This is a genomic window from Nocardiopsis lucentensis DSM 44048 (genome assembly GCF_000341125.1).
In the GTDB taxonomy this organism is placed as follows: Bacteria; Actinomycetota; Actinomycetes; order Streptosporangiales; family Streptosporangiaceae; genus Nocardiopsis; species Nocardiopsis lucentensis.
Window position 1 is genome coordinate 3,578 of the sequence record NZ_ANBC01000287.1, and the last position, 13,698, is coordinate 17,275.

Sequence of the window (13,698 nt, forward strand, 5' to 3'; positions counted from 1 at the left end):
GCCCAGTGCCCGCCCGGTCACCCCTCAGGCGCTCGCCGCGCGGGTACGCGACGCGGCGGCCGACCTCACCCGGCGGCTGGACGGGCGTCGCGCCTCACCGTAGCGGTTCGCTGCGCTCGACGACCGACGGCAGCGGCGCCGTGCGCTCGACCATGCGCAGGATCCGCTCCTTGACGTCCTCGGGGACCTGGACGTAGAACTGCGTCGCCGCGTCGGCCTCCTCCAGTGCCAGGCTCTCGGCGGTCTCCGCCCAGCTGGGCAGTTCGGGGTCGGTGCGGTGGGTGTCGAGGACGAACTCGATGAAGTAGGTCAGCCTGCGGCCTCCCACGTGCACCTCGCGGATCCGCCGGATCTCCGGCCAGGCGATGAACGTCCCCTCCCCCGGAAACCACCACTTGCGTTCCTGCAGAACGGTCACCCCGTCGCTGTCGGCGCTGATGCCCTGACGAGTGATGCGCTGCGGCAACCCCCGAACGACGACGACGTTGCTGCCGGGGCCGACGAAGGCCATCACCACGGCGGCCGTACTCCACAGGACGACGGAACCGATCGGCGGATCCCCCGACACCAGGGTCCACACGAGCGAGCCGACCACGACGAGGAACCCCAGGGTCAGGACCGCGGAGAAGTACGCCACCGTCATCCACATCCGGGCGTTGGGCCCGCGCAGACTGACATAGCGCCGCAGGTGTGACACCCCGGAGGGCTGCTGGGTCAGGTCCGAGGGCACACCCAGGGCCGGGTCGGAGGCGTCGGGAGGTTCGGGGGAAGCCATACCCCCATTCTCCCAACTCTCCGGGGTGGCCGGTGCGCCGGGACAGCCCACACCACAGGCGCTCGCGGGCGGGAATCCGCGTGAAGCCCGGGCGTCGGTACCGCGCTCGGTCTAGGGTTCGCTCCATGAGACGCAACGCACGCGAGTACGACACCGAACTGCGGGCCAACGGTCGGATCATCTCCCTGGACGGAGTGGCCTACCAGGGCCGGACCGTCCTGCGGGAGGGACCCGAGCAGTTCGCACCGCTGGAGCGCTGGGCCAAGGGGGTCGCCGAGATCCTGGGCGAACCGGTGACCTGGCGCGCCCTGGACCGTGGGGAACTGGCCGCACGGGGCACGGTGCAGCCCGGGCCGGGAGCTCAGAACCTGCGCGCGCTCTGAGCACCGCACTTGGCGCACTGGAACTTGCGGTCATCACCGAGAATCCAGTCGTGCTCGCCACCGGTCGGACACGCTGACATCGACACCATCTCCTCAGGAGGGGCTGTTGGGGGTGCGTGGCGATCACTGTAATTCCCACCAACCACACGAGTCCCGGGAATGAGAAAGTCCACCCCATCCTTCACATCCGCGTCGGACCATGCCATTCCACGATGGAAACGTCGGCACGCGGTGTGATACCCCCGTCATTCCACGCCACTACCCCCGCCTCCAACGCAGACACGCACGACCCATCCCCGCGAACACCGCGAGGGGCCCGTCGCGACGGCGACGGGCCCCTCGGACGAAGTCACGGCTGGGACGATCCCGCGGGGCTACACCTCGGGCGCCCGAACAGCGTGGGTGTCGCGCGGCCGACGCCCGTTGAGGATGCTCCGCCCCGTCGTGAAGCGGCCACCGGGGCAACGGGCGGACGAAGCGAGGCGGCTCGGAACGAGCACGGCCTAGTTCTGGGAGGCCTTCATGTGGGCCTCGACCGCCGCGCGGTCGGCGCGCAGCTTGGCGAGCGCCTCGTCGAGGATGAGCTTGCCCTCCTCCTCGCTCCGCCGCTCCTTGACGTAGGCCAGGTGGGTCTTGTAAGGCTCGGTGCGCGGCGGCGAAGGCGGGTTGGCCTTGTCCTTGCCCGCGGGGAAGCCGCAGCGTGGGCAGTCCCACTCGTCGGGGACGGCTGCCTCGCTCGCGAAGCTGGGCACGACCTCGTGCAGGTTCGCACAGTAGAACGGAACCCGGATCCGCGGGGCGGCCTCGCCGCGCTCCGCCTCGCCCATCGGGCCGGCTCCGACTCGGCTGCCACGGATGGCACTGCCACTACCCACGAAAAACTCCTTCGGCGAACGCGCTCACCGGCACTCGGGCGAGCGTGACTGTGGACGGGGGAAGCCTCTGGGGGCGCCTGCTAGGCCCGGCCGTACAGGATGCCGAGGACGATGACGGAAAGGATCCACACGATGCCGACGGCCACCGTCATGCGGTCGAGGTTGCGTTCGACCACCGACGACCCGCCGAGCGAGGACGTGACCCCGCCGCCGAACATGTCGGACAGACCGCCGCCCTTGCCCTTGTGCAGCAGCACCAGGAAGATCAGCAGCACACTGAGAACCATCACGAAGATGGACAGACCGAGAGTCACACGCTCACCCGTAGCTCGACCCCGAAGCGGGGGGATGGACACCACGGCCCCCGTTTCCCACCCGTACCGGCGACGGCGCCGCGGCGCCTGGCCGACCGGTCGGATCATGGAAGGAGGAGACCGGGACGATTTCGGATTTTACCGTGCCGCCGGCGGCACGGGTGGGGACTTGCGCGATGCACGCAGATCCCCTCAGCGAAGTCTAGCCCGACGAGAGCCCCCGTCGGACACCCCGTCCGCCGAACCTGGACGAACCGGTCCGGTGGACGGGACATCGTGAGACGTCCAGCGACTACTGGTCGCCGTAACGGATCACCTTGACGAACTCGTCGGCCTTCAGGCAAGCACCGCCGACCAGGGCGCCGTCCACATCGGTCTGGGCCATGATGCCCGGGGCGTTGTCGCCCTTGACGGAGCCGCCGTAGAGCACGCGCACCGCGTCCGCGACCTCCTGGGAGTACAGCTCGGCCAGACGCACGCGAACGGCCGCGCACACCTCCTGGGCGTCCTCGGGGGTGGCGACCTCTCCGGTACCGATCGCCCACACCGGCTCGTAGGCCACCACGATCCTGGCGGCCTGCTCGGCGGTGACCTCCTTCAGAGCGCCGTCCAGCTGGGCCAGGACGTGCTCGACCTGGCGGCCCTCCTTGCGCACCTCCAGGCCCTCGCCCACGCAGAGCAGCGGCACGATGTCGTTCTTGAAGGCCGCCTTGACCTTGGCGTTGACCAGGGCGTCGTCCTCGTGGTGGTACTCACGGCGCTCGGAGTGGCCGACCAGCACGTAGGAGCACTCCAGCTTGGCGAGCATCGCGCCGGAGACCTCGCCGGTGTAGGCGCCCTTGTCGTGGGCGGAGATGTCCTGGGCGCCGAAACCGATGCGCAGCTTGTCCCCGTCCACGAGCGTCTGCACGCTGCGCAGGTCGGTGAACGGCGGCAGGACGACGACCTCGACCTTGTCGTAGTCCTTGTCCTTCAGTGCGAAGGCCAGCTTCTGGACGAGCGCGATGGCCTCCAGGTGGTTGTTGTTCATCTTCCAGTTGCCCGCGATGAGCGGCAGGCGCTGGGACATGTCGTCACTTCCCGTCTAGGCTGTGCTTGTTTGGAGCCGGGCTCGCTCCGGGCCGCCGCTTGGCTTCGGCCCGTGTTCGGGCGCCCGAACGGCGACCCCCCGGAGCTTGGCGCCCCACCGGGGGCCACCGGAGGGGGAGCGTCTCAGGCGAGGGCGTCGATACCGGGCAGGTCCTTGCCCTCCAGGTACTCCAGGCTGGCGCCGCCACCGGTGGAGATGTGGCCGAAGGCCGACTCGTCGAAGCCCAGCGCGCGCACCGCCGCGGCCGAGTCGCCGCCGCCGACCACGGTGAAGGCGTCGGAGTCGATGAGCGCCTGGGCCAGCGCGCGGGTGCCGTCCGCGTACGGCTCCATCTCGAACACGCCCATGGGGCCGTTCCAGAACACCGTGCGGGTGTCGGCGATCTTCTCCGCGAACAGCGCCTGGCTCTTCGGGCCGATGTCCAGGCCCATCCGGTCGGCCGGGATCGCGTCGACGTCCACCGCCGCGTGGGGGGCGTCCGCGGCGAACTTCTCCGCGGCCACGACGTCCACCGGCAGGACGATCTCCACACCCTCGCGCTCGGCGCGCTCCAGGTAGCCGCGCACGGTGTCCAGCTGGTCGTTCTCCAGCAGGCTGGAGCCGACCTCGTAGCCCTTGGCCTTGAGGAAGGTGAACACCATGCCGCCACCGATGAGCAGGCGGTCGGCGGTGCCGAGGAGGTTGTCGATGACGCCGAGCTTGTCGGAGACCTTGGAACCGCCCAGCGCCACGGCGTACGGGCGCGCGGGCTCCGCGGTCAGCTTGCGCAGGACCTCGACCTCGGTCAGGACGAGGCCGCCGACGGCGTGCGGGAGCTTGCCGGGCAGGTCGAAGACACTGGCGTGCTTGCGGTGCACGGCGCCGAAGGCGTCCCCGACGTACAGGTCCGCCAGCCGGGCGAAGCGGTCGGCGAGCTCGCCGCGCTCGGCGTCGTCCTTGCTGGTCTCGCCGGGCTCGAAGCGCACGTTCTCCAGCAGCGCGACCTGGCCGTCGGTGAGGGCCGAGCAGGTGGCACGAGCCGACTCACCGGCGGGGNGTGCCGAGCAGCTCGCCCAGGCGGGCGGCCACGGGTCGGAGGGAGAAGCGCGGGTCCGGGGCGCCCTTGGGGCGGCCCAGGTGGGCGGCGACGATGACGCGCGCGCCGCGCTCGCGCAGCTTCTCGATGGTGGGCAGGGCCGCGCGGATACGGCCGTCGTCGGTGATCCGCTCGCCGTCCAGGGGCACGTTGAGGTCGGCCCGGACGAACACGCGCTTGCCGGAGACGTCGATGTCGTCGATCGTCCGCATGCTGGTCTCCTCGGTGGTCTGATCAGCCCGGACGTCGCGCCGGGCGAGGGTCGGGTGGGTGCTCGGACAGCGGCACCCCCTCGCGGTGGCGAAGGGGTGCCGTGGGGCGACGCGCGACGGGCGGGCCCTGTGTCCGGTGGTTACAGGTTGGAACCGACCAGCTTGGCCAGGTCGACCAGGCGGTTGGAGTAACCCCACTCGTTGTCGTACCAGCCGACGATCTTGACCTGGTTGCCGAACGCCATGGTCAGGCTGGAGTCGAAGGTGCAGGAAGGCGAGGTGCCGACGATGTCGGAGGAGACGATCGGGTCCTCGGTGTAGACCAGGACGTCCTTGAGCGGGCCCTCGGCGGCGGCCTTGAACGCGGCGTTGACCTCGTCCTTGGTGACCTCGCGGTCCAGGGTGACGACCAGGTCGGTCACGGAGCCGTCCGGCACCGGGACGCGCATGGCCATGCCGTCCAGCTTGCCCTGCAGCTCGGGGATGACCAGGGCGGTGGCCTTGGCGGCACCGGTCGTGGTCGGGATGATGTTCTGCGCGGCGGCGCGGGCGCGGCGCAGGTCCGAGTGCGGGAAGTCCAGGATGACCTGGTCGTTGGTGTAGGCGTGCACCGTGGTCATCAGGCCCTGCTGGATGCCGAAGCTGTCCATCAGCACCTTGGCCATGGGCGCCACGCAGTTGGTGGTGCACGAGGCGTTGGAGATGACGTCGTGCTGGGCGGCGTCGTACTTGTCGTCGTTGACGCCCATGACGACGGTCAGGTCCTCGCCCTTGGCCGGGGCGGAGATGATGACCTTCTTGGCGCCGGCGCTGATGTGCTTCCGGGCGTCCTCGGCCTTGGTGAAGCGACCGGTGGACTCGATGACCACGTCCACGTTCAGGTCGGACCAGGGCAGCTGGGCCGGGTCGCGCTCGGCCAGGACCTTGACGGTCTTGTCGCCGACGCGGATGAAGTCGTCGCCCACCTCGACGTCGCCGTCGAGGGTGCCGAGCACCGTGTCGTACTTGAGCAGGTGCGCGAGCGTCTTGGTGTCGGTGAGGTCGTTGACCGCGACGATTTCGATGTCGCTGCCGCCAGCGGCGACCGCGCGCCAGAAATTGCGGCCGATCCGACCGAAGCCGTTGACGCCTACACGGATGGTCACGGAACCAATCTCCTCATATGTCGCACATCATTTCCACCCGCGCATTCGTCCTCGCTCGCGACGTCCGCCCCGGTGGGAAGCCGAGGCAACCGCATTGAACAGGGTTAACACGCGCCAGGTGTTGTCAGAGAGCCTAGCGGAGCGCCAACGGACCACAGCGACGGGCCCTGAGTTCGCCGCCTCGCCGACCCTCATGGATTCGCGACCATACTGACACCGACCAGCGAAGAGGTCTATACCATTGTTGGAAGTTATCCGAGGGTTTCCCCAGTTAACAAAGCCGAACACCTGAGGGGCCGCAGGCAACCGCGCGTTCACACGGCGACGCTCCGGTCAGGGGACCAGCATGTCCGGAGTGAGGTTCGCCTCGGTCCCCTCGATGCCCAGATCGCTGGCCCGCTTGTCGGCCATCGCGAGCAGCCTGCGGATACGTCCGGCGATGGCGTCCTTGGTCAGCGGCGGAACCGACAGCTGACCCAACTCCTCCAGGGACGCCTGCTTGTGCGCCAGGCGCAGTTTCCCGGCGGCCACCAGGTGCTCGGGGGCGTCCTCTCCCAGGATCTCCAGAGCCCGCTCCACGCGCGCCCCCGCCGCCACCGCCGCACGGGCGCTGCGGCGCAGGTTGGCGTCGTCGAAGTTGGCGAGCCGGTTGGCGGTGGCCCGCACCTCGCGGCGCATCCGACGCTCCTCCCAGGCCAGCACGCTCTGGTGAGCGCCCAGCAGGGTCAGCAGCGCGCCGATGGAGTCCCCGTCGCGCACCACGACACGGTCCACACCGCGCACCTCGCGCGCCTTGGCGTGCACCTTGAGCCGCCGCGCCGCCCCGACCAGTGCCAGCGCCGCCTCCGGCCCCGGGCAAGTGACCTCGAGCGACATCGACCGCCCCGGTTCGGTCAGGGACCCGTGGGCGATGAACGCGCCCCGCCAGGCCGACTCGGAGTCACAGGCCCCGCCCGCGACCACGTGCCGGGGCAGCCCGCGCACCGGACGGCCGTTGTTGTCCACCAACCCCGTCTGACGGGCCAGGGACTCACCGTCCTTGATCACCCGGACCACGTACCGGTTACCCTTGCGCAGACCGCTCGGAGACAGGACGACCACCTCGGACTCGTGCCCGAAGACCTCGGAAATGTCCTTGCGCAGGCGGCGCGCGGCCGCACCGGTGTCGAGCTCGGCCTCGATCACGATCCGCCCGCCCACCAGGTGCAGCCCCCCGGTGAACCGCAGGATGGTGGACACCTCCGCCTTGCGGCAGCATGGCTTGAGAATGGCCAGACGGCTCAACTCATCCTTCACCACGCCGGTCATCGCCATCGCCGCGATCCTCCCCTTCGAACTGGCCCGTCCCAGTGACCCGCACCGGGCACCGGTGTGCACCGACGCGGCCCCGCCACGCCCGGTTTCCTTCGAGGCAGACTACTTGACCGCTCCCCTCCCCGAAGGGAGGGGATTCACCGGCGAGTCCACCTCCCATCATGAAATGTGTCGGGATTCCCGGCCGGCGGGGAGCAGCGACAGCGAAAGACGACTCCCCGGCCCAGCCGTGGGTGTGTCCCGCCGCCTACCGGCGTGCGGTCAACCGCTCCCGGCATCCTCCGACAACCGCTCCTCCACGTGGTCGCGCAGGACGAGCGCGTGGTTGTGCTCGGTGTCACGGGCGGCGTACAGAAGGGTGACCGGGCCGCGGCGCGCAGCCGCCAGCACAGGCTCCACCGCCTCCGGGCGGGCGTCCAGTTCAGCGCGATAGCGCTCGGCGAACCCGGCGAACCGCTCAGGGTCATGACCGAACCAGGACCGCAGCTCGGAACTGGGGGCCGCCTCCCGCAGCCACTCCACGCCCTCCAGGGACGCCCGGGACACACCGCGCGGCCACAACCGGTCCACGAGGAAGAGGCGCCCCCGCGGCGACGTCCGCCCCTCCTGCGAGTTCCCACGCGCACGCACCACGTCGTACACCCGCTCCACGTGAACACCGTGAACAACCATGTCGCGGGTCTTCCCCAGCGACACCCCGTCCACGCGTTCAGCCGACCAGGATCCGCTCGAAGGCCGCTGCGAGGCGCTCGGCGTCATGGCGCGGTGAACCGTCGTCACGCCCCAGGTCGGCCAGCTCCAAACGACCGCCGATCCCGCGCACCACCCGCTCCAGCGGTTCGATCTCCTCCACCGTGCCCCGATCGGCCAACACCACGTCCACCCCGAGTTTGGGCGCGTGCTCGTGCAGGACCTCCAGGTAGGTCTCGGGCCGAAAACCGTCGGTCTCGCCCCGTTGCGGCGACAGGTTGAGCGCCACCACACGCCGGGCCCGGGTGGTGACCAGGGCGTGCGCCAAGTCGGGGACCAGCAGGTGCGGCAGGACGCTGGTGAACCACGACCCCGGGCCGAACACCACCCAGTCGGCCTCGCGCACCGCCTTGACCGCCTGCGGGCTGGCGGGCGGAGCCTCAGGGATCAGGGAGATCGACCGCACCCGCCCGCTCGTGCTCGCGCACGCCACCTGTCCCCGAACCGTCGTCAGCTCCCCGGGCCGGTCGGGATCGATCCCCGCGACCTCGGCCGCGATGTCCAACGGCACCGAGGACATCGGCAGCACCCGACCGTGCGCGCCCAACAGCTGACCCACCCAGTCCAGACCCGCCACCGAGTCCCCCAGCAACTCCCACAGCGCCACGATCAGCAGATTGCCGACCGCGTGGCCGTGCAGTTCGCCCTCGGACCGGAACCGGTGCTGGACCACCTGACTCCAGGTGTGCCCCCACTCGTCGTCGCCGCACAACGCGGCCAGGGCCATCCGCAGGTCACCAGGGGGAAGCACACCCAGCTCTCGGCGGAGCCGACCACTGGAACCGCCGTCGTCGGCGACGGTGACGATCGCGGTGACGTCAGTGGTCACCCTGCGCAGTGCCGAGAGGGACGCGTGCAGCCCGTGCCCGCCACCCAGGGCGACCACACGGGGTGGGCGCCTCCCGTCACCGTGCGGCACCGTGCTGTTCGACATGATGGCTGTGGCCTGCCCCTCGTCCCGTGTACGGCTGGCGCTCGCGACCGCCCCGCCGCAGACGGCGCGCAGACGGTCGACCCACGCCCAGGACCGCCGGACACCGGCCCGCCAAAGGACCGGTACCAGCGGTGACCGGGCCAATCTAAGCGAAGACACCGCACTTGGCGATTCCGCTCACTCTGCGTGCGGCGCCCGGATCGGCGAGGAGGTCACTCCCGTCCGACGTCCCGGTGAACGACGTGCACGTCCACGCCCTGCGCACGGAGCCGCTCACCGAACTGCTCGGCCATGGCCACACTGCGGTGCTTACCGCCCGTGCACCCCACCGCGAGCGTCATGTAGTGCTTACCCTCACGCTGGTAGCCCTCGATGGTCAGCTTGAGCACCTCGGAGTAGGACTCCAGCATCTCCTTGGCCCCGTCCTGGGACAGGACGTAGTCGCGCACGGGGGCGTCCCGGCCGTTCATCGGCCGCAGATCGGGCACCCAGTGGGGGTTGGGCAGGAACCGGCAGTCCAGGACCAGGTCGGCGTCCACGGGCAGCCCGTGCTTGAACCCGAACGAGACGACGTTGGCGCGGATACGGCCCTCGCCGTCCTCTCCGAAGAAACCGAGCACGCGCGCCTTGAGCTGGTGCACGTTGAGCTGGGAGGTGTCGATGACCAGGTCGGCCTCGCCCCGGATCGCGCGCAGGGTCTCGCGCTCACGGGTGATGCCGTCGGTGAGCAGACCGTCGCCCTGGAGCGGGTGGCGGCGGCGCACCCCCTCGAAGCGACGCACCAGCGCCTCGTCCCCCGCCTCCAGGAACAACACGCGCGCGGTCATGTCGCGCTTGCGCAGCTCCTCCACCGTGGACAACAGGTCCTCGGTGAAGGCCAGCGACCGCACGTCCACGACGACGGCGACCCGCGGCACGGCGCCGTGGGTACGTCCGGCCAGTTCGATCATGGTCGGCAACAGCCCGGGAGGCAGATTGTCCACCACGAACCAGCCCAGGTCCTCCAGGGCCCTGGCCGCCGTACTCCGTCCCGCCCCGGACATACCGGTGACGATGACCACCTCCGGTGGCAGCTCGCCACCCAGTTCGACCGTCATGTGTCTCCTCCCCCGTGGGTGCCTTGCTGTGCTGGTGCCCCGTCGCCGTTTCGGTCCGAACCGGCGGTCCCGCCGGACAGGTGGGCGTGCACGGCCTCGGCCAGTTTGGGACCGATGCCCGGGACCGCCGCGATCTCCTCCGCCGTGGCCGAGGCCAGGCGTTTGACCGACCCGAACTCCTTGATCAGCGCCGACCTGCGGGTCGGGCCCAGGCCCGGCAGGTCGTCCAACGCGCTGCCCGTGAGCGCCTTGGCGCGCTTGTGGCGGTGGTAGCGGACGGCGAAGCGGTGCGCCTCGTCGCGCACCCGCTGGAGCAGGTACAGACCCTCGCCCGTACGGGGCAGGATCACCGGGTCCTCGTCGTCGGGCAGCCACACCTCCTCCAGGCGCTTGGCCAGACCGCACACGGCGATGTCCTCGATGCCGAGTTCGTCCAGTGCCCGACGCGCCGCCTCGGCCTGCGGGCGGGCTCCGTCGACCACCACCAGGTTAGGGGGGTAGGCGAACTTGCCGGGTGCGGGTACCTCCCCGGCGGAGCCGTCGCCGTGGCCACCGGTCCCACCCATCCGGGCGACCTCACCGGCGCGGGCGCTCTCCTCAAGGTAGCGGGTGAACCTGCGTTTGATCACCTCGTACATGGCGGCGACGTCGTGCTGTTCGGCGCCGCCCGCCCCGGACCCCCGAATGCTGAACCGGCGGTACTCGGACTTGCGGGCCAGACCGTCCTCGAACACCACCATGGACGCCACCACATGCTCACCCTGGAGGTTGGAGATGTCGTAGCACTCGATGCGCAGCGGCGCCTCGGGCAGGTCCAGGGCCTCCTGGATCTCGTTGAGGGCCCGGCCCCGGGTGCTCAGGTCACCGGCGCGGTGGGTCTTGTGGCGGGCCAGCGCCTCGCGGGCGTTCTTGGCCACGGTCTCCATCAGGTCCTTCTTGTCCCCGCGCTGGGGCACGCGCACGGTGACCGACGAACCCCGGCGTTCCGAGAGCCAGGAGGCGACGGCGGAGGCGTCCACGGGGGCGTCGGAGACCAGGACCTCGCGCGGGACCGCGCCGCCGGTGTCGGCGGTGGCGTCCTCGTCCGCGGCCTCCCCCGCGTCGCCGTAGAGCTGGCCGAGGAAGGTCTCCATCAGTTCCGCGGGACCGGCGTCGGTGACCTTGTCGACCACATACCCCCGACGCCCCCGAATCCGGCCGCCGCGCACGTGGAAGATCTGCACGGCCGCCTCCAACTGGTCGTCGGCCATCGCGATGACGTCGCAGTCGGTGGAGTCGGGCAACACCACGGCCTGCTTCTCCAGGGCGGCCCGCAGGGCCTCGATGTCGTCGCGGATGCGGGCGGCCCGCTCGTACTCCATCTCCTGGGCGGCCTCGCCCATCCGCGCCTGCAGTTCGCGGATGAACCGCCCGGTGTCCCCGGCCAGGAAGGAGCAGAAGTCCTCCACCAGCGCCCGGTGCTCCTCGGGGGTGGCCCGGCCCACGCACGGGGCCACGCACTTGCCGATGTAGCCGAGCAGGCAGGGGCGGCCGCTGTTGCGCGCGCTCCGGAAGACACCCGCCGAGCAGGTCCGCACCGGGAAGACGCGCAGCAGCAGGTCCACGGTCTCGCGGATGGCCCAGGCGTGGGAGTAGGGGCCGAAGTAGCGCACCCCGCGCCGCTTGGCGCCGCGCATCACCTGGACCCGGGGGATGTCCTCTTGGAGGGTGACCGCGAGATAGGGGTAGCTCTTGTCGTCGCGGTACTTGACGTTGAAGCGGGGGTCGTACTGCTTGATCCAGGAGTACTCCAGCTGCAGCGCCTCCACCTCGGTGCCCACGACCGTCCAGTCGACGTCGGCGGCTGTGGAGACCATCTGCTGGGTGCGCGGGTGCAGTCCGGCGAAGTCGCGGAAGTAGGAGGACAGGCGCGAGCGCAGGTTCTTGGCCTTGCCGACGTAGATGACCCGCCCCGAGGCGTCACGGAACCGGTAGACGCCCGGGTCGCGCGGGATGGATCCGGGGGCGGGGCGCAGGTGAGGAGTCGCAGCCATACCCCCATTCTGGTCGGTGCGAAGGACATCCGGCCACCCGAGCCGCCCACGTCACACCGGTGAAACGTCACGGGTGGATATCGGAATGCCCTAGGTTGGGCAGTACCGACGAACTTCCCAACCCGGACGTGAAAGGGGCCCTCCGCCGTGTCAGCTGGCCAATGGATCGCGATCGGTGTCGCCGTCACGATCGCCCTGCTGCTGGTCTTCGTGGTCCACTGGCTGCTCAACCACCAGCTGGGCCGGATCTGGCCGCAGGCCCGCTTCGTGGTCGCGCGGTCGACCTTCACCGCCTACGCCGCGGCCGCGGTGGTGGGCGCCAACCTGGCGCTGCCGACCCCCAGTGACGTCGGCTGGAGCACGTACCGGACCATCGAGCACGCGATGGTCATCCTCATGATCGCGTCGCTGACCGGTCTGGGGATCAGCCTGGCCTACGCCGCGACGGACATGATCCTGGCGCGCCTGTCGAACTCCAACGGCGACGCCGACCGCCGCGCCCGCCGCATCCAGACCCAGGTGCGGCTGGTGCGGCNGGTGGTCACCTCGATCATCGTGGTCCTGGCGATCTCCGCGATCCTGTTCACCTTCGACGAGGTGCGCGCGCTCGGCGCCGGTCTGCTGGCCTCCGCGGGCATCATCGGTATCGTCGCCGGTGTGGCCGCCCAGTCCACCCTGGCCAACCTGTTCGCCGGCCTCCAGCTGGCCTTCAGCGACTCCCTGCGCATCGGCGACGTCGTCGTCATCGAGGGCGAGTGGGGCCGGGTGGAGGAACTGACCCTGGTCAACGTCACGGTGAAGATCTGGGACGAGCGCCGCCTGGTCGTGCCGGTCGCCAACTTCACCACCATGGTCTTCGAGAACTGGACGAAGCAGGGCACGGAGATCATGGCGAAGGTCATGCTGCCCCTGGACTGGGAGGTCCCGGTCGAGGCCCTGCGCGAGGAGGCGGGCCGCCTCATCACCTCCAGCAAGCACTGGGACGGCCGCAGTTGGTCCTGCCAGGTGGTGGACATCCTCAACGAGGGCCTGGTGGTGGTGCGGGTCGTCGCGACCGCCTCCGACACCGGCGACCAGTGGAACATCGCGTGCGAGATCCGCGAGCACCTGGCCGCCTGGCTGGTCGAGCACTACCCCGAGTCCCTGCCGCGCACGCGCACCGAGTTGGTCACCGGCGGGGACGACGCGGACTACGCGGCCCGGTTCCCCACCTCGGCGTTCCGCCGGTCGGGGAGCGCCCGCAGAGCCGAGAGGGCCCTGGTGGAGCACGAGGAGGCCGGGGAGAACTGATCCGAACGCGGCGGGGCCCAGGACACCAGCGTGTCCTGGGCCCCGCGGCGTTCCCGGGCACCGCCCGTGGCGCGTCCTCAGTCGAGGATGATGTCGGTGCCGTCGACGGTGACGGTGAACGGCTCCAGGGGCTCGGTGGCCGGGCCGACCACGGCCTCACCGGTGACCAGGTCGAACTGGCTGCCGTGGCACAGGCAGCCGATGACCTCGGTCACCTCCTGGACCGTGCAGCCGCCGTGCGTGCAGGCCGCGCTGAAGGCCCGGTAGTCGCCCTCCTCGGGCTGGGTGACGACGAGCTTGCTGTTGCTGAAGACCGCTCCCCCGCCCACCGGGACGTCCGTGGTCTGCCCGACCACCGTGCCGCGCCGCACGTCCTGCGGCTTGGGCGGCTCACCGCAGGCCGCGGCACCG

At 70.4% G+C, this 13,698-nt stretch carries 13 protein-coding genes and 2 pseudogenes (1 of these 15 running past the window's edge); 3 read left to right on the forward strand and 12 right to left on the reverse strand.

Features of this window, described 5'->3' with window-relative positions:
* Positions 1-103 (forward strand): annotated as a pseudogene (locus D471_RS33710) (IclR family transcriptional regulator); it begins 631 nt to the left of the window's first position.
* Here D471_RS33710 and D471_RS0109830 read toward each other — a convergent pair.
* Positions 95-775: a hypothetical protein gene (locus D471_RS0109830; RefSeq protein WP_017598463.1), complete on the reverse strand. Its 681-nt coding sequence runs from the start codon at positions 773-775 to the stop codon at positions 95-97. The pseudogene D471_RS33710 and the gene D471_RS0109830 sit on opposite strands and share 9 nt — an antisense overlap.
* Positions 776-900: 125 nt before the next feature.
* On the opposite strand from D471_RS0109830, the gene D471_RS0109835 reads away from it, so the two are divergent.
* Positions 901-1,158: a hypothetical protein gene (locus D471_RS0109835; protein WP_017598464.1), complete on the forward strand. Its 258-nt coding sequence runs from the start codon at positions 901-903 to the stop codon at positions 1,156-1,158.
* A gap of 503 nt (positions 1,159-1,661) precedes the next feature.
* On the opposite strand, the gene D471_RS0109840 is transcribed toward D471_RS0109835, so the two are convergent.
* The 10 genes and pseudogenes from D471_RS0109840 to uvrC form a co-directional block, all read right to left on the reverse strand.
* Positions 1,662-2,033, reverse strand: coding sequence for an RNA polymerase-binding protein RbpA (locus D471_RS0109840; RefSeq protein ID WP_017606310.1), 372 nt, complete (start codon positions 2,031-2,033; stop codon positions 1,662-1,664).
* Between the two features lie 80 nt (positions 2,034-2,113).
* Positions 2,114-2,347: a preprotein translocase subunit SecG gene (secG, locus tag D471_RS0109845; RefSeq protein WP_017598465.1), complete on the reverse strand. Its 234-nt coding sequence runs from the start codon at positions 2,345-2,347 to the stop codon at positions 2,114-2,116.
* Between the two features lie 292 nt (positions 2,348-2,639).
* Positions 2,640-3,416, reverse strand: a complete 777-nt coding sequence (tpiA, locus tag D471_RS0109850) for a triose-phosphate isomerase (protein ID WP_017598466.1) — start codon at positions 3,414-3,416, stop codon at positions 2,640-2,642.
* 143 nt (positions 3,417-3,559) lie between these two features.
* A pseudogene (locus tag D471_RS33715) lies at positions 3,560-4,724 on the reverse strand (phosphoglycerate kinase).
* Positions 4,725-4,864: 140 nt separating this feature from the next.
* On the reverse strand, positions 4,865-5,869 hold the full coding sequence (gene gap, locus D471_RS0109860) for a type I glyceraldehyde-3-phosphate dehydrogenase (RefSeq protein ID WP_017598467.1): 1,005 nt from the start codon (positions 5,867-5,869) through the stop codon (positions 4,865-4,867).
* Positions 5,870-6,202: 333 nt separating this feature from the next.
* Positions 6,203-7,183 (reverse strand): DNA-binding protein WhiA, encoded by a 981-nt coding sequence (gene whiA, locus D471_RS0109865; RefSeq protein WP_017598468.1) that lies wholly within the window; start codon positions 7,181-7,183, stop codon positions 6,203-6,205.
* A 261-nt stretch (positions 7,184-7,444) separates the two neighbouring features.
* A complete protein-coding gene (locus D471_RS0109870) occupies positions 7,445-7,855 on the reverse strand; it encodes a DUF488 domain-containing protein (RefSeq protein ID WP_026127576.1) in 411 nt (136 codons plus the stop codon).
* A 37-nt stretch (positions 7,856-7,892) separates the two neighbouring features.
* Complete coding sequence (locus tag D471_RS0109875) at positions 7,893-8,867, reverse strand: gluconeogenesis factor YvcK family protein (protein WP_026127577.1); 975 nt, start codon at positions 8,865-8,867, stop codon at positions 7,893-7,895.
* A gap of 212 nt (positions 8,868-9,079) precedes the next feature.
* Positions 9,080-9,964 carry an RNase adapter RapZ gene (gene rapZ, locus D471_RS0109880; protein ID WP_017598471.1) on the reverse strand — a complete coding sequence of 295 codons (885 nt, stop codon included), beginning with the start codon at positions 9,962-9,964 and terminating at the stop codon, positions 9,080-9,082.
* Positions 9,961-11,997: an excinuclease ABC subunit UvrC gene (gene uvrC / locus D471_RS0109885; protein ID WP_017598472.1), complete on the reverse strand. Its 2,037-nt coding sequence runs from the start codon at positions 11,995-11,997 to the stop codon at positions 9,961-9,963. Before uvrC ends, rapZ begins: the two co-directional genes overlap by 4 nt.
* A gap of 147 nt (positions 11,998-12,144) precedes the next feature.
* On the opposite strand from uvrC, the gene D471_RS0109890 reads away from it, so the two are divergent.
* Positions 12,145-13,287 carry a mechanosensitive ion channel family protein gene (locus D471_RS0109890; protein ID WP_017598473.1) on the forward strand — a complete coding sequence of 381 codons (1,143 nt, stop codon included), beginning with the start codon at positions 12,145-12,147 and terminating at the stop codon, positions 13,285-13,287.
* A gap of 77 nt (positions 13,288-13,364) precedes the next feature.
* Here the strand turns inward: D471_RS0109890 and D471_RS0109895 are convergent.
* The coding region (locus D471_RS0109895; RefSeq protein WP_017598474.1) for a Rieske (2Fe-2S) protein at positions 13,365-13,698 on the reverse strand (334 nt) is incomplete at its 5' end.

Bases quoted from the DNA above. Each gene is read 5' to 3' on its own strand.
- D471_RS0109875 (WP_026127577.1), bottom strand. From the start codon at position 8,867: ATGTCGAACAGCACGGTGCCGCACGGTGACGGGAGGCGCCCACCCCGT.
- uvrC (WP_017598472.1), bottom strand. From the start codon at position 11,997: ATGGCTGCGACTCCTCACCTGCGCCCCGCCCCCGGATCCATCCCGCGC.
- whiA (WP_017598468.1), bottom strand. From the start codon at position 7,183: ATGGCGATGACCGGCGTGGTGAAGGATGAGTTGAGCCGTCTGGCCATT.
- D471_RS0109830 (WP_017598463.1), bottom strand. From the start codon at position 775: ATGGCTTCCCCCGAACCTCCCGACGCCTCCGACCCGGCCCTGGGTGTG.
- tpiA (WP_017598466.1), bottom strand. From the start codon at position 3,416: ATGTCCCAGCGCCTGCCGCTCATCGCGGGCAACTGGAAGATGAACAAC.
- rapZ (WP_017598471.1), bottom strand. From the start codon at position 9,964: ATGACGGTCGAACTGGGTGGCGAGCTGCCACCGGAGGTGGTCATCGTC.
- D471_RS0109835 (WP_017598464.1), top strand. From the start codon at position 901: ATGAGACGCAACGCACGCGAGTACGACACCGAACTGCGGGCCAACGGT.
- D471_RS0109870 (WP_026127576.1), bottom strand. From the start codon at position 7,855: ATGGTTGTTCACGGTGTTCACGTGGAGCGGGTGTACGACGTGGTGCGT.